Origin of the sequence: Pseudomonas laurylsulfatiphila (assembly GCF_002934665.1) — a bacterium.
Lineage (GTDB): Bacteria > Pseudomonadota > Gammaproteobacteria > Pseudomonadales > Pseudomonadaceae > Aquipseudomonas > Aquipseudomonas laurylsulfatiphila.
In genome coordinates this window covers 61,208-86,786 of the sequence record NZ_NIRS01000006.1, presented here as the reverse complement: position 1 = coordinate 86,786, position 25,579 = coordinate 61,208, and the positions used below count along the sequence as shown (strand labels likewise).

The following is a 25,579-nucleotide window of genomic DNA, read 5'->3' as shown; positions in this document are numbered from 1 at the left end:
GGACTATTCTTCATGTCACGCAGTCATTTTCGCTAACGCTCTTGTTCAGTGGATGCGCGGAAATCGCCGGGGGCGATATATACTGCGCGCCATTCTTCAAGGGAGAGCCGTGTGGCCATCGATATTCACTGGATTCGCGACAACGATAGCCTCGGTCGGTTTTGTGCCGAGTGGCAGCAATTGCCATTCGTTGCCCTCGATACCGAATTCATGCGGGTCGACACCTTCTACCCGATCGCAGGCCTGCTGCAGGTCGGCGATGGCAAACGTGCCTACCTGATTGATCCGCTGACCATCGACAACTGGCAGCCTCTGGCCGCCTTGCTGGAAAACCCGGCCGTGCTCAAGGTTGTCCACGCGTGCAGCGAGGACCTCGAGGTCCTGCTACGCCTGACCGGTAGCCTGCCGGCGCCACTGTTCGATACGCAATTGGCAGCCGCTTACCTGAACCTCGGTTTCTCCATGGGCTATTCGCGCCTGGTGCAGGAAGTGCTCGGTATCGACCTGCCCAAGGGTGAAACCCGTTCCGACTGGCTGCAACGTCCGCTCTCCGACACCCAGATCAGCTATGCCGCCGAAGATGCCGTGCACCTGGCTGAAGTGTTCGTAAAGTTGCGTCCAAAGCTGTCTGACGAGAAATACGCCTGGGTTCTGGAAGACGGTGCCGAACTGGTGGCCAACCTGCGCCGCGAGATCGATCCGTACGAGGTCTATCGCGATGCCAAGCTGGCCTGGAAACTGTCCCGTGCCCAACTCGCGGTATTGCGTGAGCTCTGTGCCTGGCGCGAAAAGGAGGCCCGTGCGCGGGACCTGCCGCGCAACCGGATCATCCGCGAGCATTCGTTGTGGCCGCTGGCGCGTACGCAACCGGATAATCTCGGCGCCCTGGCGAAAATCGAAGACATGCACCCGCGTACCGTGCGTCAGGATGGTGAGTTTCTGCTTGATCTGATCAAGCGCTCTGGCAGTGTGTCGCCAGATCAATGGCCGCCAGCCGTGCCGGAGCCGCTGCCGGTGGACGCTGCCGTATTGCTCAAGCAGCTCAAAGCCATCGGCCAGGCCGAGGCCGAGCGCCTGAACATTGCGCCGGAACTGATGCTGCGCAAGAAAACCCTGGAAGCGCTGCTCAAGAGCGGCTTCCCCAATGGTCCCTACCAATTGCCTGATTCGCTGCGTGGCTGGCGCCGCGAATTGATGGGCCAGGCGCTGCTCGACAGCCTGGTCACCGCCGGAGAACAGCCTTGAAACGTATTTGTTCCATCTACCGCAGCTCGAAGAGAAACGAAATGTACCTGTATGTGCTCAAGAGCGATGCTCTGGAGCGCGTGCCGGATCCCCTGATGGCAGCCTTCGGCAAGGCTATCCACGCCTTCGACCTGGTGCTGAGCCCAGAGCGCAAGCTGTCGCGCGAGGACATCGCGGTCGTGCTGGAAAACCTCGAGAAACAGGGTTATCACCTGCAAATGCCGCCTGCCGAAGATGAGTACATCGAGCACTTGCCGGAAGAATTGTTGCGCCGCAACGATCCGGTGTGAGCGGCAGACAGGCTCTGTTCAGAGTGGTTATGAAACACTGATTGATTTTAGCGATGGCAGCATCGACGGAGCGGCGCTCTGTCGGCTGCCGTCTGCACCGTTTTTGAAAGGTTTGAAGCATGCGCGTCCTGATTGCTGAACACGACCACCCCGTGTACGCCCAACTGTTGCGCGAGGCGGCACCGGACCTGGAGGTGCTGACCAGCGGTGATTCCGCCGAACTGGCCAGCCAGGCCGCCGATTGTCCGGTGTGGCTCGGCCAGCCTGATCTGCTGGCGACACTGTTACGCCAGGGCCATCAACCGCAATGGCTGCAATCGACGTGGGCCGGCATTACGCCACTGCTGGCCGATGGCTTGCCACGGCACTATCGATTGACCCGTGCAGTCGGCATCTTCGGGCAAGTCATGGCCGAGTACGTGCTCACCTATATGCTCGGTCACGAACGTGAAGTGCTGGCGCGACTGGTCAGCCAGGTCGAGCGCAAATGGGACAGCCGCCATGGCCAGAGCCTGGCGGGGCGCAAGGTGTTGATCGTCGGCACGGGTGATATCGGCCAGAGTGTCGCGCAGTTCCTCGTGCCGTTTGGTGTCGAGTTGTATGGCGTTGCCAGCAGCGCGCGGGAACAGGCGCCGTTCATCGAAGTCGGTTCACTGGCGGATCTGCCGCGGCTGGTCGGTGGAGTCGATTACGTGGTCAATCTGCTACCGAACACGCCGGAAACCCACGATATCTACGACGCGGCGCTGTTCAAGCAATTCAAGCCGACCGGGTTGTTCATCAATGCCGGGCGCGGTGTGGCGGTGGTCGATGCGGATCTGGTGGAAGCCTTGAAGGAAGGGCATCTGGCGGGCGCGGTGATCGACGTCTGCCGTCAGGAGCCATTGCCCCAGCGGCATCCGTTCTGGACAGCCTGGGGCCTGCTGCTCACCGGCCACAGCTCGGCACCGACTTCGCCGTCGATGATGGTGAGGCTGTTTGTCGAAAACCTGCGAGCGTTTGAGGCGGGAGAGGCGTTGCGCGGGGAAGTGGATTTCGATCGCGGGTATTGAGGCGTAGCGAAAAAAGATCGCAGCCTGCGGCAGCTCCTACAGGGTTATGTGTACACCTGTAGGAGCTGCCGCAGGCTGCGATCTTTTGCTGTTAGAGAGTAAAGTCGCCTTCAGCCGCCAGCTCGCTCAACGGACGACGCGGGCTTGGTACTTCACGGGCCTGCAGGTAATCCGCCAGGCTGGCCTTGTCCCCCAGCTTGCCCACCGCGACGGCGGCGTGCAGGGCGTAGCCTTCAGGAATGTTCAGCTCCTTGCGGGTCAGTTCCTGGTCGAAGCCGGCCATGCCGTGGGTGTGCCAGCCGCTCAGGCTCGCTTGCAGGGCCAGGTGGCCCCAGGCGGAACCGGTGTCGAAGGTGTGCCACAGGGCCGGGGTTTCCTCGGTGGCGCCAGGCGCGACGAAGGTGGTTTTCGAAATCACGATCACCAGGGCCGAAGCATGTTGCGCCCAGCTGCGGTTGAATTCGTTCAGCAGTCCCAGGTAGCGCTCCCAGTTCGGCGTATCACGACGTGCGTAAAGGAAGCGCCAGGGTTGCGAGTTGTAGGCCGAGGGTGCCCAGCGCGCGGCTTCGAAGAAGCTCAGCAGGGTTTCCTCGGCAATGGCTTCGCCCGTGAAGGCGCGGGGCGACCAGCGATCGGTGAACTGAGGGTCAATGGTGTAATCGGCAACGCGTGGGTTGGCACTCATCAAGAGATTCCTGGCTGGTTTTGAAAGTGGGAGCGACGAAAAACCCTACTTGGCAGCGCAGAAACTGACAAGCCCGTTCTACCGACAGTCGCCAATGCTTGGCCCAAGGGGCTTCGGGCACTAGACTGGCGGCCTTTTCACCACCTGATGTCGATGCTCGAACCATGGCCGCCAAAGTAGAACCGTTCTGGATACGCAAGACCCTCGATCAACTCGATCAGGAGGAATGGGAGTCGCTGTGCGACGGCTGTGGATTGTGCTGTCTGCAAAAGCTTGAAGACGAAGACGACAACAGCGTCTATTACACGCGCATCGCCTGCAAACTGCTGGACCTGAAAACCTGCCAGTGCACGGATTATCCTAACCGTCGCGACACTGTGCCGGACTGTATCCAGCTCACGCCGGGCAAGGCCGACGAATTCAAATGGCTGCCGCCGACGTGCGGCTATCGCCTGGTCAGCGAGGGCAAGGACCTGCCGTTGTGGCATCACCTGGTGTGCGGTGATCGCGATGCCGTGCATCACGAGCGGATTTCCCAGTCCGGGCGCATGCTCGCCGAAGGCAGCGTGCCGGAAGACGACTGGGAAAATCACCTGATTTTCCGCGCGGGCTGACTGCCAGAGGCTCAACCTTTCACGAAGGAGTGTGTATGGCTGTGGGATGGCGGCAGGCGTGGGGCGTTGGATTACTGGCCGTGAGTGCGCCCGTATGGGCAGCGAACAAAGTCGATCTGGATTATCACGTGCGCCTGTTGCCGCAGAGCGATCAGGCCGAAGTGCGCCTGACGCTCGCCCAGGGCTCGGCGGTACGCAGCCTGGATTTCGACCTCGGCGACGGCAGCCACTACAGCGATTTCAAGGCCGACGGCCAATGGCAGCTGACCCCTGGCAACGCGGCGCGGGGTGTCTGGCGTCCAGCGGCCGACAAGGCCAGCCTGACGTATCGGGTGAATATCGACCACGGGCGCAAGAACGGCAGCTTTGACACGCGCATGACGCCAAACTGGGCATTGATGCGCGGCGACGATCTGGTGCCGGCTGCCAGGCTCGATCAACAGGATGGCATCGAACTGGTTTCACGCCTTGAATTCGAGCTGCCCGGTGGCTGGAAAAGCGTTGAAACCGCGTGGCCACGGATTGGTCAGAACAAGTTCCGTATCGATAACCCTTCCAGGCTGTTCGACCGGCCCACGGGCTGGATGCTCGCCGGCCAGCTTGGCAGCCGCCGGACCCGTCTGGGCGAGACTGAAGTTACCGTCGCCTCGCCGCTGGGGCAGGGCATGCGGCGTATGGATGTGCTGACGCTGCTGACCTTCGTCTGGCCGCAAGTGCAGGCGCTGTACCCGCGACACCCGGGCAAACTGCTGATCGTCGGGGCCAATGATCCGATGTGGCGTGGCAGCCGGTCGGCGCACGAGTCGATCTACCTCAACAGTCACCTGCCATTGGTCAGCGAAAGCGGCACCAGCGCCCTGGTCCGTGAGTTGGCCCAGGTGTTCGGCCGGATCAACGGCACAAAGCGCAGTGACTGGATCGGCGAAGGCTTTGCCGAGTATTACGCCATCGAATTGGTGCGCCGGGCCGGCGGCATGAGCGATGAACGCTACGAGAGCCTGCACGGCAAACTGGTCAGGACCAGCCAGAAAGTCACCACGCTGCGCAGTGATCGGGTCAACCCGGTGCAGGTGGCCAGGGCGGTGGTGTTGCTGCAGGAGCTGGATCGCGAGATTCGCCTGAAAACCCACAACAAGCGTTCACTGGACGACGTGTTGCGCGGGGCGATGCGCCTGGGCGATATCGATACCCAGGGGTTTGTTCAGCTCAGCGAGAGCGTGATTGGTGGGTCTTCGAAGGTGTTGAATACCGAGTTGATCCAGTAAGGTCGCCATCGCTGGCAAGCCAGCTCCTACACCCGTTTTTGTGTACAACCCAGATCAAATGTAGGAGCTGGCTTGCCAGCGATGAGGTGAGTAGCCTCCCCTAAACCTTTGGATCAAACCCCGGCTTTCGGCGACTTCAACGAATCATTACCCGTCACGGTTGCAGTTTTGGTCGCCGCCTCGGCATTGGCCTTCAACTGGCTCAGTTCCTCACCGGCGCGCTGGATTTTCGCCCGCACGTTGTCCATGTCCTGACGGCTTTTCTCCAGCAGGCTTTTCGCCGAACTGTGGCCGGTAATGCCGCGCGCCAGGGCTACCCCGCCGATGGCCACCTGGATCAGGCCGAAGATCCCGCCACGACGCAGGCCCTTGCCCACCATCACCACGCCGCCGGCCAGGGAGCCGATGCGTTCCCAGCCCTGCACGTTTTGCTCGGAAGGGCTCTGGAAGGGGGTGGATTCGATACGCTCGACGCGTTTGAGTTCGCTCATGGTCTGTCTCCAGGCTTCAGTGGTCGATAGTCCAGCTGACCGCCGGGGCGGGCAGCTCGTTCAATCGGATGTGCGGCGATTCAGCGGAATTTTGGCCCGGAGCGGGTATTGAGCCCCTTGGACATGCGGTCGTAGAGCACGACGTTGACCGTGGCGGCCAGGTTCATGCAACCGGTGGTCGGAATGTAGACCACGTCTTCGCACCAGTCGCGAATCTCCTTATCCAGCGAGCCGTCTTCCGGGCCGAAGATGTAGAGCGCGCGATCCGGGTGGGTGTATTCCGGCAGAGGGCGGGCACCCTCAACCAGTTCCACGGCGACGGGCACACAATTGAGCGGCAGGATTTTCTTCAGGTCATCGATGCCGATCAGCGGGATGTCGTAGTGCACGCGCTTGGTATCGGTGACGAAGTCGGCGGCGCGTTCATAGCGCTTGCCGGTGTAGAACACCGACGCCACGCCATAACAGCCAGCGGCGCGCATCACCGAACCGACGTTCTCCGGTGACTTGGGGTTATACAAACCAATGCAGCTGTACCGTTTGTCTGCCACGAGCGGGGTGCCTTTCGGGAAAAAAGCGCGATTATACGGGGATTGGGGGAGGGCGGGCAGATTCAAGACTTGTGGTGTCTGAGCGATTGCTTTCGCGAGCAGGCTCGCTCCCACAGTTGACCGAGGTGTCCAGACGGACGCAGAACGATGTGGGAGCGAGCCTGCTCGCGAAGGGGCCGGTTCAGGTACCGAAGTACTTCATTCTTCTTTTTTCATGAGACCCGCCAACGCCGCAAACGGGTTATGCGTGGCCTTGGCGATTTTCGGCGTGCTCAGCGAGCCTTCACCGAAATACTGCTGGTCGGTATAGCGTGAGTGTTCGTTATCGTGGCAGTACAGGCACAACAGCTCCCAGTTCGAGCCGTCCTGCGGGTTGTTGTCGTGGTTGTGGTCGCGGTGGTGCACGGTCAGTTCGCTCAGGCGCTTGCCGGAGAATTCGCGGGCGCAGCGGCCACAGACGTGCGGGTACATCTTCAGGGCCTTGTCGCGGTAGCCCATTTCCTTGTCGCGCTGGTTGTCGGCGAGGATGCGATCCAGCTTCGAAGTGTTGGTCGGGGTGGACGAACTCATGGGTTCACCTTTGTAGAATGACTAATGACGGTTATAGGGTGAAGTTTAGCCTAGCCCTTGAGCTTCTCGGCAATCCAGATGGTGTGGCGGGTGCCCTTGTTGCCGTGGGCGAAGACCTGTACTTCCTCGGCCTTGAAGCCGGCTTTCTTCAGTTTGTCGGAAAACTGCCGATCAGCGCTGGCCGACCAGACCGCCAGCACGCCTTTGGGGCGCATGGCCCTGGCGCAGGCGTTCAGGCCGGCGGAGGAGTACAGCCAGCTGTTGGCCTTCTGGGTCAGGCCTTCGGGGCCGTTGTCGACATCGAGCATGATGGCATCGAAGCCCTGGGGTTCGGCTTGCAGGACCTTGGCCACGTCTTCCATGCGAATCACCGTGCGCGGGTCGAGCAGCGGGTTGCCGGCCTTTTCGCCCAGCGGTCCACGGTTCCACTCAACTACGCCGGGGACCAGCTCGGCGACCACCACTTCGGCGGTCTTGCCCAGGTGCTTGAGCGCCGAGGCGAGGGTGAATCCCATGCCAAGGCCGCCGATCAGCACCCGTGAATTCGGTCGACCAGCGACCTTGCGGCAGGGGATCTCGGCCAGGGCATCTTCGGAGCCGTGCATGCGCGTGTTCATCAATTGTCCGCCGTCGCCACCCTGGATCTTGATGACGAAATCCTCGCCATATTCGAACAGGCACAGGGCACCGCCGTTTTCAGGAATGGGGGTGGTGTCCAGCAGAACGAAACGTTTCATGGGGCTCACTTGAAGAAAATTGGCAGAACTCGGGAGGGCAAACAGACGCAGTTGGGAGTAGCCTGTTCATGACGACAAGGCCAACGGAGCCATTGATGAAGCGCACCATTCTAACGGTCATTGCCCTGGCCGCGCTCTCGATAACTGCAGCGCAGGCCCAACAGTTGCAAACGATTCCCGTCAGCCCCGCGCCGATACCCGGTTCGCCCGGCACCGCCACGCCAACGCCTTACCCGCAAATCAGCCCGGCGCCGTTGCCGAAAGTCGGCCCCGGCAGTAGCGGGCCGCCGTTGGTGCCGATTGAAATGCCCAGCCCGCCAACCAAGGATCAGCCCGTGCCGGGAATCGAACCGAACCCGCCGAAAGTCAAATCACCGGGTGGCTAGACCTACTGCGAAAGCAATTGACCGTCGGCCATGCGCAGGCGTTTGGACAGGGAGACGGCGAGGGCACGGATGATCTTGGCGGCGATTTTCGGTGCATCGTTGAGCATCTTTTCCAGCGAGTCCTTGCCCAGGTTGAGCAACTGGCAGTTGCTCGCGGCCACGCAACTGGCCGAGCGCCGTTCGCCGTCGAGCACGGCCATTTCCCCGAACGAGCGGCCGCTGCGCAACGTGGCGATGGTGACTCGTTGCCCGTCAGCGGTGGTTTTCTGCACCGCCACCTGACCGGTATGGATGATGCACATGAAGCTGCCGGCATCGCCCTCCTGGAAGATCTCCTCGCCCTGGGCAATGGTGCTGATACTGAAGTAGCCCGAGGCCGCGGCGAAGTCCGCCGGCAACAGTTGATTGAACAGGCCGCAATCCATCAGCCAGTCGCGAATTTCGTTGTTCAGAAAGGTTGATTCAGACATGTCGTCACGGTCTTTATTGTTGTGTCTGTTTTTTCGGGTATTGAATGGCCTTTGTAGGAGCGAGCTTGCTCGCGATTGCGGTTTCACAGTCAACGGTGAGGTTGGTTGATTGTGCAGACGTCATCGCGAGCAAGCTCGCTCCCACAGGGATACGGGTTGTATCGGCATCCGGCGTGCGGAATTAAGACCGGTGCCTCGGCCCAAGTTCCTCAGGCAATGGCCAACACCTTGAACAAAAATGCATATTCGAGAGCTACGTCACGCAATCCCTGATACCGACCGCTCATCCCGCCATGCCCGGCACCGAGTTCAGTCTTGAGCAGTAGCGGATTGCTGTCGGTCTTGGTCGCGCGCAATTTCGCCACCCACTTGGCCGCTTCCCAGTACTGCACGCGGCTGTCGTTGTAGCCGGCGATCACCAGGGTCGCGGGATAAGCTTGCGCGGTGACGTTTTCGTACGGGGCGTAGGCCTTGATCCGATCATAAACGTCCGGCTCTTCAGGGTTGCCCCACTCGTCGTATTCCGTCACGGTCAATGGCAGATCGGGGTCGAGCATGGTGTTGAGTACGTCGACGAACGGCACTTCGGCGATGGCGGCGCCAAACAGCTGCGGCCGTTGATTGAGCACTGCGCCGATCAGCAAGCCGCCGGCGCTGCCGCCGCTGATCGCCAACTGCGGTGCAGTGGTGAAGCCTTGGGCAATAAGGTGTTCGGCGCAGGCGATAAAGTCGCTGAAGGTGTTGTGCTTGTGCTCCTGCTTGCCGGCGCGATACCAGGCTTCTCCCAGTTCGCCGCCACCCCGCACGTGGGCAATGGCAAACGCCATGCCGCGATCCAGCAGGCTCAGGCGCGCATGGGAAAACCATGGGTCGAGGCTTTCGCCATAGGCGCCATAACCGTAGAGGTACAGCGGCACCGGTTTACCGAGGTCTGTGCGTTTGATCACCAGGCTGATGGGCACTTGCGTGCCGTCCGGCGCAGTGGCCCACAGGCGCTGGCTGATGTAGGCGTCGGCGTCGAACGGGCCGAGCACCGGGGTTTGCTTGAGGACTTTCTGTTCGCCGGTCGCGAGCTCCAGTTGGCGGATTTGCGCCGGACGGTTCAATGCTTCGTAGCGCAGGCGAATCCGCTCGCTTTCGAACTCCAGGCTGTTTTGCACGTGCAGGCTGTAGGCCGCATCCGGCAGTTGCACACGATAAGGCGCCAGGCCTTGTGGGTGAACTTCAATGACCGGCAAGCCGCCAAGCCGCAGGCTGAGGGTCATGGCCCCGGTGTTCAGGCTGATGCCGTCGATCATCACCGTGTCGCTATGGGGGATCAGGTTCTGCCAGTCGGCTTCGGTGGGCGCGGCGCCGGTATCGACGGCCGTGTACAAGGCGAAATTGATGCCGTCGCGGTTGGTGCGGATGAACCAGGTCCATTGCCCGTCGAGTGCGCCGTGATCCACGTCGTATTCATGATCCTCAACCCGTGGCGCCAGGCAGGTAAATGCCTGCTGGGGCCGGGAGGCATCGAGGACCCAGACTTCGCTGGTGGTCTTGCTGCCCACGGACAGCAGCAGTTGCTGCTCGGAGCTTGAACGGTAGCAATGCATGAAGAAGCGACCGTCCGGCTCATGGAACACTTCTTCGGCCGCCGTACCGTCCAGTCGATAGCGATACAGCTTGTGTGGGCGATGGGTGTCGTCCAGCTCGCCAAAGAACAGCGTCAGGCTGTCGTTGGCCCAGGTCATGCTGCCGTCACAGTCCTGGAATTCCAGCTCGCTGACGCGGCCGTCGGACAATTCCTTCACGAACAGCGTGTAAATCTCGTCGCCACTGGAGTCGATGCTGTAGGCCAGGCGCTGATGGTCCGGGCTGATGCTGAACGCACCCAGGGAAAAGAAGCCGCCGTTGGCCAGTTCGTTGGGGTCCAGCAGCAGTTGTTCGCGGCTTTCGTCGAGGGTCAGGCTGTCATCGGCCGGACGGGGGCAGCGGTAGTGCCGGGCATACTCATCGCCTGCGGTGGTGCGGGTGTAGTACAGATACGGTCCCCAGGGCGAGGGCAGGGACAGGTCGGTCTCGAGAATCCGCCCCTTGATCTCCTCGAACAGGGTCTCGCGCAGCCCGGCCTGGTCGGCGGTTTGCGCCTCCTGATAGCTGTTTTCAGCTTTCAGATAGTCGAGCACTGCATCGGTGTCGCGCTCTTGCAGCCAGGCATACGGATCGGAGCCATCAGCCTTGTGGGCAATCGGAGCGTCGTGAATGTTGGCGGATAGGGGCATGAAGGACTCTCGAGCAGTGTACGGAATTGGGGGTGAATAACCTGTGGGAGCGAGCTTGCTCGCGATGCGGCCGGTTCATTCAACAGCAGTGTTGACTGTCAGTCCGCCATCGCGAGCAAGCTCGCTCCTACAGGGTTCTATGTGTTGATGCAGCCTGTCGGACGAAAAGCCGTTATCATAAGCGCCTCTTTGCCTGCCTTGCCATGGACACCATGACCGAGAACGACTATCTGATCGCTTGGGGCCTCTACGCCTTCGCCGCTTTGGGCTGCCTGTTGGTGTGGATGCGCTTGACCCGCTGGATGTGGCGTTGGCTGCGTGAGCCGCTGCGGCTGCTGATGGTCGTGCTGCTGTTCAGCCCGACCATCATCGACCCGGTCAAGGATAAAGTCGCACCGGCCGTCGCCATTACCGCGCTCGACCTGCTGTTCAAGGTCGGCAACAACGCCTGGCGGGCGATTTCCGATCTGTTCATGTACGGCATGATCGCATTCGGCCTCTATCTGGTGCTGGTGGCGATCCGTTTCCCCATCGAGCGCGCCGCCAACGCCCGCAAGGAGCGTGAGGCTGCCACCAAAGCCGCCGTCCGCGCCGAAGAGCCTGAGGATGATCAACCGTTTGGCGGTGCCGGCGATGATCGTTACGGTCGTCCGCCCGTGCCGAGCAATCCTCAGCGGATGCGAGTCGAACCCCGTCTGTAATCTTGCCCCTGCGATAGAGCGAGCGTCCGAACATGTGTGAGTTATTGGGCATGAGCGCCAATGTCCCGACCGATATCGTGTTCAGCTTTACCGGGCTGATGCAGCGCGGCGGCCGCACCGGCCCGCATCGCGACGGCTGGGGCATTGCCTTCTATGAAGGCCGTGGGCTGCGGCTGTTCCAGGACCCGGCGGCCAGCTGCGAGTCGGAAGTCGCCAACCTGGTGCAGCGCTATCCGATCAAGAGCGAAGTGGTGATCGGGCACATCCGCCAGGCCAACGTCGGCAAGGTCTGCCTGTCCAACACCCATCCGTTCGTCCGCGAGCTGTGGGGGCGCAACTGGTGTTTCGCCCATAACGGCCAGTTGGCGGATTTTCAGCCAACGGCCAGTTTCTACCGCCCCGTGGGCGATACCGACAGCGAAGCGGCATTCTGCGATTTGCTCAACCGTGTGCGTGCGGCGTTCCCCGAACCGGTCGAGGTCGAAACGTTACTGCCGGATCTGGTGGCCGCTTGCGCCGAGTACCGCAGCAAAGGCGTGTTCAACTGCCTGCTCAGCGACGGTGACTGGCTGTTCTGCTATTGCTCGACCAAGTTGGCGCAGATCACCCGCCGCGCCCCCTTTGGCCCGGCGCGCCTGAAAGATGTCGACGTGATCGTCGACTTTCAGGCCGAAACCACCCCTGACGATGTGGTCACCGTCATCGCCACCGAACCCTTGACCGAAAACGAAACCTGGACCCGTTACGAACCGGGTCAATGGAGCTTGTGGCGACGCGGCGAATGCGTCAGCCAGGGCACGACCGAATAAGGACTCCTTGCATGTTGCTCAGTTATCTACGGCTGGTGTTGTTTGCGGCGGGCCTGTTGATCGGTGTCCAGGTGCCGGGGTTCATCAACGATTACACCAAACGGGTCGAAGCTCATCTGATCGAGGCGCAAGCCGGGTTGAGCGGCTTCCAGAACACCGCCAATCAGTTCTTCAAGGGCGACATGCAGGCGCTGGTCGCGCATTACCGCGCCAGCGAGGACCCGATCTTCCGTAGCGACGCCGACAGCCTGAGCAACCTGCTGACCCGTCAATTGGCGCTGGATAAACAGTTCCAGGCGATGCAGGGGCCGTGGTACATCCGCTTCCTGCAAGTGGTACTGGCCGCCGATCCGGACATCCGCAAGGAAACCTGGAACGGCTACAGCTACCAGATCCTGTTGACACCCGAAGCGATAGTCTGGGGCATGAGCGGCGCGTTGCTACTGTCGTTCGGGATCGAGTGCCTGTTCCGTCTGATCGACTGGGTGGTGCTGGGCGGCAAGCGTCTGCGCCAGAGCCGGCCGATCGAAGAGCGGGATTTGCGCGGGTTGTAAGATGTCTTTGTAGGAGCTGGCTTGCCAGCGAACCAGGCGGCGCGGTGCGTCAGGCAGACGCCTTCGCTGGCAAGCCAGCTCCTACAGGGGACTTTAGCGATTCAGGACGATGTAGCGCTCTCCCACCTTCTGCGCATACCCCTCCAGCACCTGCTGACACAACGCCACAATCTCCTCGACCCACTCCACACCCACCCGCCACGACACCACCACCTGCAAGTCGGGTGGTCGCTGATCGATGTCCAGCAGGGTCAACTCCCCCCGTGCCAGTTCCTCGGCCACCAGCACCGGCGGCAACGCGCCAATGCCAAATCCGTCGCGCAGCAGCCGGGTAATCGCCGACACCGAGTTCACGCAGTTCAGTCGCGGCGCCATCACGCCATTGGCCTGCATCAGGGCCAGCACTTCCTGGTGCGGATGGGAGTTTTTCGAATAGGTGATGATCCGTTCGCCCGCCAGGTCAGCGATGCCCGAGTACTCACGGTTGTAAATGGAATTGCTGGCGACGATCCAGCCCATGGGGTGGCTGGCCAGTTCCAGGCTGCGCACGCTTTCCTGGCGCAGCAGGTCGGTTTGCAGGATCACATCGAGAAAGCCTTTTTGCAGCTGATCGCAGAGGTTGAGCGAGGTATCGGCCACCAACTCGATTTCCACCAGCGGGTAGTGATCGGTCATCTGCGCCACCAACGGGCTGAGCCAGGTATGGATCACCGTGTCCATCACGCCGATGCGCACACGTCCGGCCTTGCTCGAACGGGTCTCGATCGACTGCTTGAGTGCCTGCATGGTGTCCAGCATCTGCTCGGCGTAATCGAGCACTTTGAGGCCCTCCGGCGTCAGGCTCACGCCGCGCGAATCACGCAGAAACAGCTTCACCCCAAGCTCACCTTCAAGCACCGCAATCCGGCTGGAAATCGAAGCCTGAGTGGTGAAGAGCTTGTCGGCGGTCAGGCGAAAACTCTTGAGTCGGGCGACCCAGACAAAGGTCTCGAGAAACTTCAGGTTCATGGGATAAAGATTTCTTATGTCTAAGGCGGGTTTTTATTAGTTGGACGCAGCCGGGGCGCGCGTCCAAAAATCGGCGCATCCGGTTCCCACGATAGGCGTCGTCGGGGCTCAGAACAATACCAATAAAATCAGCGCGGAGATTTGCCATGAGTGCGCCCGACACCCCCGTCATCGCGAAAGCCACGGCTCGCCCGGGACCTTTCGACTGGTATCGCAACATCAATCAGCAGGAACGCCGCACCTTCTGGAGCTGCAAGATCGGCTATGGCCTGGACGGCATGGACACCCAGATGCTCAGCTTCGTCGTGCCGACCCTGATTGCCATGTGGGGCATCACCACCGGCCAGGCCGGGCTGATTCACACCAGCACCCTGATCGCTTCGGCCATCGGTGGCTGGGTCGCAGGGATTCTCTCCGACCGCATCGGTCGTGTGCGCACCCTGCAACTGACCGTGTTGTGGTTTGCCTTCTTCACCTTCCTCTGCGGCTTTGCCCAGAGCTACGAGCAATTGCTGATTGCACGGACCCTGATGGGCTTCGGTTTCGGCGGCGAGTGGACGGCCGGCGCTGTGCTGATCGGCGAAGTCATTCGTGCCCAGGACCGCGGCAAGGCTGTGGGCATGGTGCAATCCGGCTGGGCGCTGGGTTGGGGGCTGACGGCGATTCTGTATGCGCTGCTGTTCTCGGTATTGCCACCGGAAGACGCCTGGCGCGCCCTGTTCATCCTTGGCATCGTGCCGGCGATTTTTGTGATTTTTGTCCGCCGTCTGGTCAAGGACCCGGAAATCTATCGTCAAGCCAAAGCCCGGCAGGAGCCGAGCAACCCGTCGAAGTTCTATGAGATCTTCGCCCCCGGCATGCTGTTCACCACGATTCGCGCTTCGTTGCTGACCACCGGCGCATTGGGCGGCTACTACGCCATCACGTCCTGGCTACCGACTTTCCTGAAAAACGAACGCGGTTTGAGCGTACTCAATACCAGCGGTTATCTGGCGATGGTGATCGTCGGTTCCTACGTGGGTTATGTCATCAGCGCCTATTTGACCGACATCCTCGGACGCAAGAAGAACTTCATCCTGTTCGCCGTCGGCTCGTTCACCATTGTCCTGCTGTACACGCAAATGCCGGTCAGCAACGGCGTGATGCTGTGGCTGGGCTTTCCGCTGGGCTTCTTCGCCTCGGGGATTTTCAGTGGCATGGGCGCATTCCTGACCGAATTGTTCCCCACGCGCATTCGCGGTTCGGGCCAGGGTTTTTGCTACAACATCGGCCGTGCGCTGGCGGCGTTGTTCCCGCTGCTGATCGGCCTGCTCAGCCAGACCGTACCACTGAGCGTGGGCATCGGTGCCTTCGCGGCGGTTTCCTACGGTGTGGTGATTCTCGCGGCCCTGAGCCTGCCGGAAACCCGTGGCAAGCAACTCGACGCCCAGTAACTGATAACCTGCGGGACTGTCCTATAGATATGTCCCGCAGCTGATAAGAATAAAGCCTACAGGAGTGTTCAGTGTGAGCCGCCTGCTATTGAACTGCGACATCGGCGAGAGTTTCGGCAGCTGGACCATGGGTCTGGACGCCGAAATCATGCCCTTCATCGATTGCGCCAACGTCGCCTGCGGTTTTCACGCCGGCGACCCGAGCATCATGCGCAAGACCGTCAGCCTGGCCCTCAGCCACGGTGTGCAAATCGGCGCGCATCCGGCCTATCAGGATCTGGTGGGCTTCGGCCGCCGCTCCATGGCCTATGCCACCCAGGAGCTGCAAGACATCCTGCATTACCAGATCGGCGCCCTCGACGGCATCTGCCGGGCCCAGGGCGGCCGGGTCAGTTACGTCAAACCCCATGGCGCGATGTACAACGACATGATGGCTAACCCGGCGCAGTTGCGTGCCGTTTTGCAAGCGGTGGCGTCCTACGACCGCACTCTGCCATTGATGCTGATGGCGACCCGCGACAACAGCGCTGCCCAACAAATGGGCGATGAATACGGCGTGACGCTGTGGTTCGAGGCTTTTGCCGATCGTGCCTACGACAGTGCCGGCAGGCTGGTCTCGCGACAACTGCCGGGCGCGGTGCATCACGACCCGGAAAAAATCATCGAGCAGGCGCTGACCATTGCCCGTGGCGATCAGCTCACCGCCAGTGACGGCAGCGCCCTGCATTTGCGGGCCAACACCCTCTGCGTGCACGGCGATAACGCCAGTTCGGTCGCTGCCGTGCAACGCATCCGTGAAGCCTTGAACCGGCAGAGTGCGTCATGAAGCTGCGGGTGGAAGTGGTGGCGCTGGATTGCCTGATGGTGCGCCTGTTCGATGAAATTGCCGAAAGCAACATGCCGTGGATGCTCGCTGCCAGTGAAAGTCTGCACATGGCATTTGCCGGGCACCTGATCGATCTGGTGCCGTCCTACACCACATTGATGGTGCATTACGACCTGACGGCATTGAGCCCGAGCCAGGCACGGGAACTGATCGCCCAGGCACTGATCGATCTGTCGCCCAATGTGCGCACGCGCGGTACCTGTCATGTGTTGCCGGTGTGGTACGACTTGAGTGTCGGACCGGAATTGACGTTGTTGTCGCAGCGCAGCGGATTGGCGGTGGAGGAGGTGATCCGTCGCCACAGTGGGCGTGAATATCAGGTGTTCGCCCTGGGTTTTGCACCGGGCTTCGCCTTCATGGGGCTGGTGGAGGAAGCGCTCGCTGCGCCGCGTCTGAACACACCACGCAAGAAAGTCGCGGCCGGCAGTGTCGGCATCGCCGAGCGGCAAACGGCGGCTTACCCGGTGGTGTCGCCGGGCGGCTGGAACCTGATCGGCCGCACGCCGGCCAGGTTGTTCGACCGCAACCGTGACGGCTACAGCCTGATGCAGCCCGGTGACACCGTACGGTTCGAAGCGGTCGGCCATGCCGAGTTCATTAACCTGGGGGGTGACGATACGCCTCTGGAGGCCCAGGCATGAGCCGTCTGATGATTGAAGCGAGTACGCCGCTGTGCCTGTTGCAGGATGCTGGTCGATTCGGTGTGCGGCATCTGGGCGTGACCCAGGGCGGAGCGGCCGATTGGCGTTCGATGTCCTGGGCCAACTGGCTATTGGGCAACGGACTGGATGCGCCGGTGATCGAAATCACCCTCGGCGGATTCACCGTGGTGGCTGAAGAAGACTGCGTGCTGGCCTTGGCCGGAGCGGATCTTGGCGCGCGGGTGGACGGCGAGGCTTTGACCCCGTGGCGCAGTTTCAGGCTGCACAAAGGCCAGCGTTTGCAATTCACTCAGCCGTTGCTCGGAGCCCGGGCTTATCTGGCGGCGCCGGGTGGGTTTGATGCGCCAAAAGTGCTGGGCAGTAGCGCGACGGTGGTCCGGGAGGAACTCGGCGGCCTGGACGGCATGGGCTGTGCGCTGGGGAAAGGGGATGGCTTGAGCTATTCGGGCAACCCGGTGATGTTGCTGCGCGAATTGACCGCAGACCAACGACCGGACCTGAACCTTGATGCGCCGTTGGACCTGGTCCTCGGAGCACAGATCGGCGAGTTCAGCGGGCAGAGCCTGTTCGACGCATTCAACAGCGTATGGCACCTCGACAGCCGTGCCGACCGGATGGGTATTCGCCTGCTCGGTACGGCATTGCAGTACCAGGGCAAGCCGATGATTTCCGAGGGCATTCCGTTGGGTGCCGTGCAGGTGCCGCCCGACGGGCAGCCGATTGTGTTGCTCAATGATCGGCAGACCATTGGTGGATATCCGCGTCTGGGGGCGTTGACGCCGTTGGCGCTGGCGCGGCTGGCGCAGTGCTTGCCGGGGATGGCGGTTCGACTCAAGCCCGTTGTGCAAGAAGTCGCGCATCGGGAACAGATCGAGTATTTGCAGCGCTTTAAAGTTTGAAGATCAAAAGATCGCAGCCTGCGGCAGCTCCTACAGGGATATGCGTACTCTGTAGGAGCTGCCGAAGGCTGCGATCTTTTAGCTTTATTTGGACAAAAACCGCATCCCTTCTTCCAGCCCACGAAGGGTCAGCGGATACATCTGGTCCTCGATCAAATCCCGCACAATATTGGTCGACGAGGTATAGCTCCAGGTGTCCTTCGGATACGGGTTGATCCAGATAAGCTTCTTGTACTTTTCCTTGAACCGCTGCATCCACACGTAACCGGCTTCTTCGTTCCAGTGCTCGACACTGCCGCCCGGCTGGGTGATTTCATAGGGCGCCATGGCGGCGTCGCCGATGAAGATCACTTTGTAGTCGGCGCCGTACTTGTGCAGCAGGTCCATGGTCGAAGTGCGCTCGGAGGTGCGGCGCATGTTGTTCTTCCACACCGATTCATAAATGAAGTTGTGGAAGTAGAAATACTCCAGGTGCTTGAACTCGGTCTTGCAGGCCGAGAACAATTCCTCGCAAATCTTCACATGGGCGTCCATCGAGCCGCCGATGTCGAACAGCAGCAACAGCTTGACGGTGTTGCGCCGCTCCGGCCGCAACTGGATGTTCAGCAGGCCGGCATCCTTGGCGGTGTGGTCGATGGTGCCGTCGATGTCCAGCTCTTCCGCCGCGCCCTGACGGGCGAACTTGCGCAGGCGGCGCAGGGCGACCTTGATGTTGCGCGTGCCCAATTCCACCGAATCGTCGAGGTTTTTGTATTCGCGCTGGTCCCAGACCTTGGCCGCCTTGCCCTGGCGCTTGCCGGCATCGCCGACCCGAATGCCTTCCGGGTTGAAACCGCCGGAACCGAACGGGCTGGTGCCGCCGGTACCGATCCATTTATTACCGCCGGCGTGACGTTCCTTCTGTTCCTCGAGGCGTTTCTTGAACTCTTCGATCAGTTTGTCCAGGCCGCCAAGGGACTGGATCGCCGCCCGTTCTTCGTCGGTCAGCGAGCGTTCGAATTCCTTGCGCAGCCAGTCTTCGGGGATCAGTGCCTGAAGATGGTCGTCGAGCTTTTCCAGGCCATTGAAGTAGGCACCGAACGCCCGGTCGAACTTGTCGAAATGCTTTTCGTCCTTCACCAGGATCGCCCGGGACAGGTAGTAGAACTCGTCCATGTCGGCGAAGGTCACGCGCTGTTTCAGCGCGTTGATCAGGTCCAGCAGTTCACGCACCGAGACTGGAACCTTGGCTGCGCGCATTTCATTGAACAGGTTGAGCAGCATGGCATCAGCCTCTTAGCGGGTGCCGCGACGGCTCATGAACGCCAGACGCTCAAGCAATTGCACGTCCTGTTCGTTCTTCACCAAGGCGCCGGCGAGCGGCGGGATGGCCTTGGTCGGATCGCGTTCGCGCAGCACCGCTTCGCCGATGTTGTCGGCCATCAGCAGCTTCAGCCAGTCCACCAGCTCGGAGGTCGAAGGCTTCTTCTTCAGGCCTGGCACCTTGCGCACGTCGAAGAACACGTCCAGGGCTTCGCTGACCAGGTCTTTCTTGATGTCCGGGTAGTGCACGTCGACGATTTTTTGCAGGGTGGTGCGGTCGGGGAACGCGATGTAGTGGAAGAAGCAGCGGCGCAGGAAGGCGTCCGGCAGTTCCTTTTCGTTGTTGGAGGTAATGATGATGATCGGACGCTTTTTCGCCTTGATGGTCTCGTCGATCTCGTAAACGTAGAACTCCATCTTGTCGAGTTCTTGCAGCAGGTCGTTGGGGAATTCGATGTCGGCCTTGTCGATTTCGTCGATCAGCAGGATCACCCGCTCGTCGGATTCGAAGGCTTCCCAGAGCTTGCCCTTTTTCAGGTAGTTACGAACGTCGTGGACTTTCTCGTTGCCCAGTTGCGAGTCGCGCAGGCGGCTGACCGCGTCGTACTCGTACAGGCCCTGGTGAGCCTTGGTGGTGGATTTGATGTGCCAGGTGATCAGCTTGGCGCCAAAGGATTCGGCCAGTTGCTCGGCGAGCATGGTCTTGCCGGTGCCCGGTTCGCCCTTGACCAGCAACGGCCGCTCCAGGGTGATGGCGGCGTTGACCGCCAGCTTCAGGTCATCGGTGGCGACGTAGGCCTGGGTGCCTTCGAACTTCATCTGCTAATCCTCGAACGGTAACGCCGACCTGAACGAGGCAGGGCGGGGGGGCGCAATAAAAGGGTCAGCCCCGACTATAACGCGCTGCCCGGTCGACTGTGAACGCAGACGGCTTATTCAGTCTCTGAATGGAGCGTCACTTAGTGACTTAGCCGGCATCCGGCTTGGGCCGTTCATACCGTGCATTGAACGCCTGGATGAAACCATTGCGTAAAATCTGTAAAAAAGCCTGGAATGCGCTGACATCTTGCTGGTGCACATTGCCCTTGAGTTCGACCCGTGTCGCAAACTGGTTTTTGCCCTGGTTTTTCAGGACTGTCTCGGTTCCACCGACGAGGGCTTCCCATACCGAGCGGAACAGCCCTTTGTCCTTGTTTTCCACGTCCTGCTGCCAGTTGAACACGTCAACATCGCGCATCAGCGGCTTGATATAGCCGGTCAGTCGGCCCTTGTTGGCCTGGGCTTCGATCACCACGTCGCCATGGCCGGCATTGAAGTCGAACTTGCCGTAGGCCGCGGCGAAGTCGTTCAGGCGCTTGAGTTCAATATCCGTGGCGCGCAAGCGAAACTCGAAGTCTTCGAAGTTGCTCAAGGGATCGAAAGTGGCCGAAGTTTCCAGTGGTGCGTGCCCCAGCAGCAAGGCTTTACCTTCAAAACGTGCGTCGCGTTTGCCTTTGGTGTCGACCACGTTGGTCAGGTTGAAAATACTGGCATCCACCTTTGTGGCGTTCATGTTCACCGGTGGTTTGGAGTTGAAGTTGCGAAAACTGATCTTGCCGTCGTTGATCCGCACTTCGTTCAGGGTAATGGGCAGCAGCTTGCCTAATTGGGCACGCCAGTCGGTGCCCTGGCCGGTCTGGGAATTTCGCTTGTTGGCCCCGCCGTCGACGAAGTTGACCTCGGGCGTGATGAACTGCACTTTGGCCACCACCGCGTGGTCGTGCCACAGTGAGTGCCAACTCACCGAGAGGTCGATCAATGGCGCGTTGACGAAAGGCACCGGAACCTTGCCATCGACCTTGACGATTTTCAGTCCGTTGATCTTGTAGGCCCCGCGCCACAAGGCCAGGTCCACGTCGGTGATCTGGCCCCGGTAGTCGCCCATGTCCGCCAGCCTCTCATTAAGGTAATCGCGCACCAGATAGGGCAAGGCGATGTGCAGCGTTATCAGCAGTACAACGAGGCCGATGAGGGTCCACAGGGGCCAACTGTATCGACGTTTCATGGTGGCAAATCTCTGGCGATCTAAAACCATTGACTGCACTGATAGGCGGACGTTCGACCCGACTGGACGCCTGCGGGCAAGAGGCTTACCTTGATGCCCTATTTCAATGCTGTCGTTAAGGACCCAGCCATGAGCCGCATTTTCGCTGACAACGCCCACTCCATCGGCAACACGCCGCTGGTGCAGATCAATCGCATTGCGCCGCGTGGTGTGACCATTCTGGCCAAGATCGAAGGGCGCAACCCCGGTTACTCGGTCAAGTGCCGGATCGGCGCGAACATGATCTGGGATGCCGAGAGCAGCGGCAAACTCAAGCCGGGCATGACCATCGTCGAACCCACCTCCGGCAATACCGGTATCGGCCTGGCATTCGTGGCCGCCGCCCGTGGCTACAAACTGATGCTGACCATGCCGGCGTCCATGAGTATTGAACGGCGCAAGGTGCTCAAGGCACTGGGTGCCGAGCTGGTGTTGACCGAACCGGCCAAGGGCATGAAGGGCGCTATCGAAAAAGCCGGTGAAATTGTTGCCGGCGACCCGTCGAAGTACTTCATGCCGGCGCAATTCGACAACCCGGCCAACCCGGCCATCCACGAAAAAACCACCGGCCCGGAAATCTGGAACGATACCGACGGCGCCGTCGACGTGCTGGTGGCAGGCGTCGGAACCGGTGGAACCATCACCGGTGTTTCACGGTATATCAAGAATACCCAGGGCAAACCGATTCTCTCGGTGGCGGTGGAGCCGGCGGTGTCGCCGGTGATTACCCAGGCCCTGGCCGGTGAAGAAATCAAACCGAGCCCGCACAAGATCCAGGGCATTGGTGCCGGTTTTGTGCCGAAGAACCTCGATTTGTCGATGGTCGACCGGGTAGAACTGGTCAGTGACGAAGAGTCCAAGACCATGGCCTTGCGCTTGATGCAGGAAGAAGGAATCTTGTGCGGGATCTCCTGCGGCGCAGCCATGGCCGTGGCCGTAAGATTGGCGGAGACCCCGGAAATGCAGGGCAAGACCATCGTCGTGATCCTGCCGGACTCCGGTGAACGTTATCTGTCGAGCATGCTGTTCAGTGACCTGTTTACCGAACAGGAGAATCAGCAGTAAGTGCTGAACAGGGGCGGATCGTGACTGGCGGCGGTTGATGAGGGATTCGCATCAGCCGCCGTTCAGGTGCCTCATGTTAAGAAATGCTTTGTTGCACATTTGTTAACGTTGAATGTTGAAAAGTGCAGGTTTTTTACCGGATCGGCAGTGTTTATCATGCCGCAAGCCTCGTCGGGCAATGGACCTGGTGCAAAGTCGCTTATCTTCAAAGGAGTTGTTGATGACCTTTTCGTTTGCCGCGAAAGCCTCGCTGTTGTTGCTGTTTCTTGGCAGCACCCTCTATGTGCACTTGCGCGGCAAGGCGCGTCTGCCGGTTTTACGTCAGTTCGTTAACCATTCGGCACTGTTCGCACCCTATAACGCCTTGATGTACCTGTTTTCCGGTGTGCCTTCCAAGCCGTATCTGGATCGCAGCAAGTTTCCCGAACTGGACGTGCTCAAGGACAACTGGGAGGTGATCCGCGACGAAGCGATGCACTTGTTCGACGAGGGGTATATTCGTGCGGCGGCAAAGAACAACGACGCCGGTTTTGGCTCGTTCTTCAAGAAGGGCTGGAAGCGTTTCTATCTCAAGTGGTATGACAAACCGCTGCCTTCTGCCGAACTCTGGTGCCCGAGAACCGTGGCATTGGTCAGCAGCATTCCCAACGTCAAGGGCGCGATGTTTGCGCTGCTGCCGGGCGGCAGCCACCTCAACCCGCATCGCGACCCGTTTGGCGGCTCCCTGCGTTATCACCTGGGGCTGTCCACCCCCAATTCCGATGATTGCCGCATCTTTGTCGACGGTCAGGTTTACGCCTGGCGCGATGGTGAAGACGTGATGTTCGACGAGACCTACGTGCACTGGGTCAAGAATGAAACGGAAAAGACCCGGGTCATCCTGTTCTGCGATATCGAACGTCCGTTGAGCAATCGCTTCATGACCCGCATCAATCGCAGTATCAGCGCCTGGCTGGGGCGCGCCACCGCCCCTCAGAACCTGGATGACGAGCGTGTGGGCGGGATCAACAGGGCCTACGCGTGGAGCAAGAACTCCAGCGATAGATTCAGTGGTGTGGTCAAGCAATGGAAGCGGCGCAATCCCAAGGCTTACCGTGTACTGCGTCCGGTGCTGGCGGTGGTGGTGCTTACGTTGTTGGGGTATTGGTTGTTTGGTTGAAGCCGGATACGGAATAAAAAAACCGCTCGTTGTGAGCGGTTTTTTTCGAGAAATACTGGGTACCCCCTTCAGATACTGACACTGTGCCGACTGTCGTTACTGGCCTTTTGACCAAGTCGTTGCAATCCATATCGAACGCTGGTTATAGTCGGCGCACGGTGAGTTTCGGACTCACTTTCTTATCCCTCGAGCAAAGATCAGCCCAATGCCTGCATCCCTCCTCAACGCGGTAGTCGATTCAGCGGTCAACGCTGGCGTCGTGCCGTGCGGGAATCAGCAGCCCGGGCAGATCAGTCATTACCCCCCACCTGTCAGTAGCACGCCGGTGTGCGCAGTCGTATCACCGCCAGGCGTTGGCATTTCGGGCTGATCAGCTGTCTTCTGCTGTTCCCGCGCCCGCCTGAAAAAACTACTGGATTTCAGCTTTTGCTGAGTTGGCTCTTTGCCTGACTACAGGTGGTATTCATGTTTGTCCTTTCGAAAAAATCCGCGCTCGCGGCGGCGTCCACGAGCCTGTTCGTTCTGCTGTGGAGCAGCGGGGCGATCTTCTCCAAATGGGGGCTGGCCCACGCGTCACCCTTCGCCTTCCTGATGTTTCGTTTCGTCATTGCGCTATGCGGGCTGGTGTTGCTGGTGCCGTTGTTCAAGCTGAAGTTGCCCAAGGGCGGCAAGCCGATGCTGTATGCGATGGCCACCGGCGTGGTGTTGTTGGGGGCCTATCAGATTTTCTATCTGCTGGCCCTGGACCTGAAAGTCACCCCCGGGGTGATGGCGACCATCATGGGCGTGCAGCCGATCCTCACGGTGGTGCTGATGGAGCGTCAGCGTTCCTGGAGCCGGATGTTCGGTCTGGTCCTGGGGCTGACCGGTTTGATCATGGTGGTCTATCAGGGCATCGGCCTGGCCGGGATGTCGCTGGCCGGAATGCTTTTCGGTCTGCTGGCACTGGTGAGCATGACGTTCGGTTCGATCATGCAGAAACGCATCACTGAAAACCCTCTCGGCACGCTGCCGGTGCAGTACCTCGCCGGACTGCTGTTGTGCGGGATTTTCGTCCCTTTCCAGCCGTTTCACTTCGAGCACAGCAGCGGTTTCATCCTGCCGGTGCTATGGATGGGGCTGGTGGTGTCGGTGCTGGCGACGCTATTGCTGTACCGCTTGATCGCCCGGGGCAACCTGGTGAACGTCACCAGTCTGTTTTACCTGGTGCCGGCGGTGACGGCGGTGATGGACTATCTGGTCTTCGGCAATCGCCTGGCGCTGTTGAGCCTGTTCGGCATGCTGTTGATCATCATCGGGTTGGTGTTTGTGTTCCGTAAAACAACGTAGGCGGGGCAAGAAAATCAAAAGATCGCAGCCGTACACCTGTAGGAGCTGCCGCAGGCTGCGATCTTTTGCCCTTGCCTTGCCTGTCATTTGCTCAGCGCATGCTCGGCCCGCACCGAATTCATGAACGCCTGCATCGCCGACGATTGAATGCGATGACGCCGGGTGATCAACCCGTACGGTGGCAGCCGCGCCTCGAACTTGATCGGCAACACCGCCAGCAGATCCCGACCGGGATAGTCCTCGACCACCGACACCGGCGTGACGCCGAGCATGTCGGTCTGCTGAATCAACGACAGCAAGGTCATGATCGACGTGGTTTCGACGATGCTGCTCGGGATGTCGACCCGCGCATTGTGGAACACCTGATTGATGATCGCGCGCATCGGGCTGGGCTGCTGTTGCAGTACCCAGGTCATGTTCTGCAGTTCGGCCCAGCTCAACTGCGTGGCTTTGGCCAGTGGATTCTGTGCGCCGGAAATCACGCACAGCGCTTCCTCGCCAAGGCTGTCGAACAGCAACTCCTCTGCCCGGGCACCGGCGGGAATCCGCCCCAACACGATATCCAGCTGATCTTGCAACAGCGCCTGCACCAGCACGTCGCTGGTGTCGACCTGGATGCTCATCGACAAGCGTGGATGGCTTTGTTTCAAGGTGGCGATGGTGCGCGTCAGCAGCCCTGAAGCCAGTGCCGGAATGGCCCCGACCGCGACCCGGCCAAGGTTGCCGGACTCGAGGGCGACCAACTCTTCACGCATGCCGCTGAGTTCGGCGAACACCATGCGTGCGTAATAAATGACCGTTTCCCCGAACGGGGTAGAGCGCATGCCCCTGGGCAGGCGTTCGAACAGCTCGACGCCCAACAGGTCCTCGGCCTCATGCAGCATTTTGGTCGCGGCCGGCTGGGTCATGCCGATGTGATCGGCGGCGCGGCGCAACGAACCGAATTCCTGCAACGCCAGCATCAGCCGCAATTGGCGCAGACGCAGTCGGCTGTGGATTACGTTGGCAGCAGGAATTCGGGTCATGGGCCGTGCTCGCAAAAAAGTCCTGCGGCAAGCCTGACAACAAA

The 25,579-nt window shown here is 60.4% G+C and carries 28 protein-coding genes; 16 read left to right on the top strand and 12 right to left on the bottom strand.

All coding sequences use genetic code 11. The features are described 5' to 3' along the window. Positions 1 to 111 precede the first annotated feature (111 nt). From rnd to CD175_RS22560, 3 genes are all read left to right on the top strand, one after another. Positions 112 to 1,245, top strand: coding sequence for a ribonuclease D (gene rnd, locus CD175_RS22570; protein WP_104450512.1), 1,134 nt, complete (start codon positions 112 to 114; stop codon positions 1,243 to 1,245). Continuing rightward, the gene (locus tag CD175_RS22565; RefSeq protein ID WP_033048390.1) at positions 1,242 to 1,535 is read left to right on the top strand and encodes a YcgL domain-containing protein; all 294 of its coding nucleotides are present in this window, start codon (positions 1,242 to 1,244) and stop codon (positions 1,533 to 1,535) included. Before rnd ends, CD175_RS22565 begins: the two co-directional genes overlap by 4 nt. A 119-nt stretch (positions 1,536 to 1,654) precedes the next feature. Next, positions 1,655 to 2,587 (top strand): D-2-hydroxyacid dehydrogenase, encoded by a 933-nt coding sequence (locus CD175_RS22560; protein WP_104450511.1) that lies wholly within the window; start codon positions 1,655 to 1,657, stop codon positions 2,585 to 2,587. 91 nt (positions 2,588 to 2,678) lie between these two features. Here CD175_RS22560 and CD175_RS22555 read toward each other — a convergent pair whose 3' ends face one another. Beyond that, positions 2,679 to 3,272: a nitroreductase family protein gene (locus CD175_RS22555; RefSeq protein WP_104450510.1), complete on the bottom strand. Its 594-nt coding sequence runs from the start codon at positions 3,270 to 3,272 to the stop codon at positions 2,679 to 2,681. A 164-nt stretch (positions 3,273 to 3,436) separates the two neighbouring features. Here CD175_RS22555 and CD175_RS22550 point away from each other — a divergent pair, with 164 nt between their 5' ends. Together CD175_RS22550 and CD175_RS22545 are read left to right on the top strand one after the other, a co-directional pair. Then, positions 3,437 to 3,886 (top strand): YcgN family cysteine cluster protein, encoded by a 450-nt coding sequence (locus tag CD175_RS22550; protein WP_104450509.1) that lies wholly within the window; start codon positions 3,437 to 3,439, stop codon positions 3,884 to 3,886. A gap of 35 nt (positions 3,887 to 3,921) precedes the next feature. Next, positions 3,922 to 5,151, top strand: a complete 1,230-nt coding sequence (locus tag CD175_RS22545; RefSeq protein WP_104450508.1) for a hypothetical protein — start codon at positions 3,922 to 3,924, stop codon at positions 5,149 to 5,151. Between the two features lie 113 nt (positions 5,152 to 5,264). On the opposite strand, the gene CD175_RS22540 is transcribed toward CD175_RS22545, so the two are convergent. From CD175_RS22540 to CD175_RS22525, 4 genes are all read right to left on the bottom strand, one after another. Beyond that, the gene (locus CD175_RS22540; RefSeq protein WP_007972408.1) at positions 5,265 to 5,642 is read right to left on the bottom strand and encodes a YgaP family membrane protein; all 378 of its coding nucleotides are present in this window, start codon (positions 5,640 to 5,642) and stop codon (positions 5,265 to 5,267) included. 80 nt (positions 5,643 to 5,722) lie between these two features. Then, positions 5,723 to 6,193: an RNA methyltransferase gene (locus CD175_RS22535; RefSeq protein ID WP_007993783.1), complete on the bottom strand. Its 471-nt coding sequence runs from the start codon at positions 6,191 to 6,193 to the stop codon at positions 5,723 to 5,725. 198 nt (positions 6,194 to 6,391) lie between these two features. Beyond that, positions 6,392 to 6,763, bottom strand: a complete 372-nt coding sequence (locus CD175_RS22530) for a YajD family HNH nuclease (RefSeq protein ID WP_053156205.1) — start codon at positions 6,761 to 6,763, stop codon at positions 6,392 to 6,394. A gap of 50 nt (positions 6,764 to 6,813) precedes the next feature. Next, entirely contained in the window at positions 6,814 to 7,500 is a 687-nt protein-coding gene (locus CD175_RS22525) for a spermidine synthase (RefSeq protein ID WP_104450507.1), read from the bottom strand. A 95-nt stretch (positions 7,501 to 7,595) separates the two neighbouring features. Between CD175_RS22525 and CD175_RS22520 the strand changes: the two genes are divergently transcribed. After that, positions 7,596 to 7,886: a hypothetical protein gene (locus CD175_RS22520; protein WP_104450506.1), complete on the top strand. Its 291-nt coding sequence runs from the start codon at positions 7,596 to 7,598 to the stop codon at positions 7,884 to 7,886. A 2-nt stretch (positions 7,887 to 7,888) separates the two neighbouring features. On the opposite strand, the gene CD175_RS22515 is transcribed toward CD175_RS22520, so the two are convergent. Both CD175_RS22515 and CD175_RS22510 read right to left on the bottom strand, forming a co-directional pair. Then, positions 7,889 to 8,356, bottom strand: coding sequence for a cyclic nucleotide-binding domain-containing protein (locus CD175_RS22515; protein ID WP_104450505.1), 468 nt, complete (start codon positions 8,354 to 8,356; stop codon positions 7,889 to 7,891). 209 nt (positions 8,357 to 8,565) lie between these two features. Beyond that, positions 8,566 to 10,620, bottom strand: a complete 2,055-nt coding sequence (locus tag CD175_RS22510) for a S9 family peptidase (protein WP_104450504.1) — start codon at positions 10,618 to 10,620, stop codon at positions 8,566 to 8,568. A 203-nt stretch (positions 10,621 to 10,823) separates the two neighbouring features. Here CD175_RS22510 and CD175_RS22500 point away from each other — a divergent pair, with 203 nt between their 5' ends. The 3 genes from CD175_RS22500 to CD175_RS22490 are packed head-to-tail and all read left to right on the top strand — an operon-like array spanning position 10,824 to position 12,684. Continuing rightward, positions 10,824 to 11,321 carry an MFS transporter gene (locus CD175_RS22500; RefSeq protein ID WP_104450503.1) on the top strand — a complete coding sequence of 166 codons (498 nt, stop codon included), beginning with the start codon at positions 10,824 to 10,826 and terminating at the stop codon, positions 11,319 to 11,321. Between the two features lie 32 nt (positions 11,322 to 11,353). After that, entirely contained in the window at positions 11,354 to 12,130 is a 777-nt protein-coding gene (locus tag CD175_RS22495; RefSeq protein WP_104450502.1) for a class II glutamine amidotransferase, read from the top strand. An 11-nt stretch (positions 12,131 to 12,141) separates the two neighbouring features. Beyond that, positions 12,142 to 12,684: a DUF2937 family protein gene (locus tag CD175_RS22490; RefSeq protein ID WP_104450501.1), complete on the top strand. Its 543-nt coding sequence runs from the start codon at positions 12,142 to 12,144 to the stop codon at positions 12,682 to 12,684. A gap of 93 nt (positions 12,685 to 12,777) precedes the next feature. Here the strand turns inward: CD175_RS22490 and CD175_RS22485 are convergent, their stop codons facing one another. Next, positions 12,778 to 13,692: a LysR family transcriptional regulator gene (locus tag CD175_RS22485; protein ID WP_104450500.1), complete on the bottom strand. Its 915-nt coding sequence runs from the start codon at positions 13,690 to 13,692 to the stop codon at positions 12,778 to 12,780. 146 nt (positions 13,693 to 13,838) lie between these two features. Between CD175_RS22485 and CD175_RS22480 the strand changes: the two genes are divergently transcribed. From CD175_RS22480 to CD175_RS22465, 4 genes are all read left to right on the top strand, one after another. Further along, on the top strand, positions 13,839 to 15,125 hold the full coding sequence (locus CD175_RS22480) for an MFS transporter (protein ID WP_104450499.1): 1,287 nt from the start codon (positions 13,839 to 13,841) through the stop codon (positions 15,123 to 15,125). 73 nt (positions 15,126 to 15,198) lie between these two features. After that, positions 15,199 to 15,951 (top strand): 5-oxoprolinase subunit PxpA, encoded by a 753-nt coding sequence (locus CD175_RS22475; protein WP_104450498.1) that lies wholly within the window; start codon positions 15,199 to 15,201, stop codon positions 15,949 to 15,951. Then, a complete protein-coding gene (locus CD175_RS22470; protein WP_104450497.1) occupies positions 15,948 to 16,652 on the top strand; it encodes a 5-oxoprolinase subunit B family protein in 705 nt (234 codons plus the stop codon). Before CD175_RS22475 ends, CD175_RS22470 begins: the two co-directional genes overlap by 4 nt. Further along, positions 16,649 to 17,572: a 5-oxoprolinase subunit C family protein gene (locus tag CD175_RS22465; RefSeq protein WP_104450496.1), complete on the top strand. Its 924-nt coding sequence runs from the start codon at positions 16,649 to 16,651 to the stop codon at positions 17,570 to 17,572. Before CD175_RS22470 ends, CD175_RS22465 begins: the two co-directional genes overlap by 4 nt. An 84-nt stretch (positions 17,573 to 17,656) precedes the next feature. On the opposite strand, the gene CD175_RS22460 is transcribed toward CD175_RS22465, so the two are convergent. From CD175_RS22460 to CD175_RS22450, 3 genes are all read right to left on the bottom strand, one after another. After that, positions 17,657 to 18,835: a vWA domain-containing protein gene (locus tag CD175_RS22460; RefSeq protein ID WP_104450495.1), complete on the bottom strand. Its 1,179-nt coding sequence runs from the start codon at positions 18,833 to 18,835 to the stop codon at positions 17,657 to 17,659. Between the two features lie 12 nt (positions 18,836 to 18,847). Continuing rightward, positions 18,848 to 19,693 (bottom strand): AAA family ATPase, encoded by an 846-nt coding sequence (locus CD175_RS22455; protein WP_007972431.1) that lies wholly within the window; start codon positions 19,691 to 19,693, stop codon positions 18,848 to 18,850. 148 nt (positions 19,694 to 19,841) lie between these two features. Next, on the bottom strand, positions 19,842 to 20,918 hold the full coding sequence (locus CD175_RS22450) for a DUF748 domain-containing protein (RefSeq protein WP_104450494.1): 1,077 nt from the start codon (positions 20,916 to 20,918) through the stop codon (positions 19,842 to 19,844). A gap of 129 nt (positions 20,919 to 21,047) precedes the next feature. On the opposite strand from CD175_RS22450, the gene cysK reads away from it, so the two are divergent. The 3 genes from cysK to CD175_RS22435 all read left to right on the top strand — a co-directional run bounded on the left by cysK (position 21,048) and on the right by CD175_RS22435 (position 24,510). Then, positions 21,048 to 22,022, top strand: coding sequence for a cysteine synthase A (cysK, locus tag CD175_RS22445; RefSeq protein ID WP_104450493.1), 975 nt, complete (start codon positions 21,048 to 21,050; stop codon positions 22,020 to 22,022). A gap of 220 nt (positions 22,023 to 22,242) precedes the next feature. Further along, the gene (locus CD175_RS22440) at positions 22,243 to 23,181 is read left to right on the top strand and encodes an aspartyl/asparaginyl beta-hydroxylase domain-containing protein (RefSeq protein ID WP_104450492.1); all 939 of its coding nucleotides are present in this window, start codon (positions 22,243 to 22,245) and stop codon (positions 23,179 to 23,181) included. A gap of 465 nt (positions 23,182 to 23,646) precedes the next feature. Further along, positions 23,647 to 24,510 carry a DMT family transporter gene (locus CD175_RS22435; protein WP_104450491.1) on the top strand — a complete coding sequence of 288 codons (864 nt, stop codon included), beginning with the start codon at positions 23,647 to 23,649 and terminating at the stop codon, positions 24,508 to 24,510. An 83-nt stretch (positions 24,511 to 24,593) separates the two neighbouring features. On the opposite strand, the gene CD175_RS22430 is transcribed toward CD175_RS22435, so the two are convergent. Further along, a complete protein-coding gene (locus CD175_RS22430; RefSeq protein WP_007972445.1) occupies positions 24,594 to 25,535 on the bottom strand; it encodes a LysR family transcriptional regulator in 942 nt (313 codons plus the stop codon). Positions 25,536 to 25,579 lie beyond the last annotated feature (44 nt).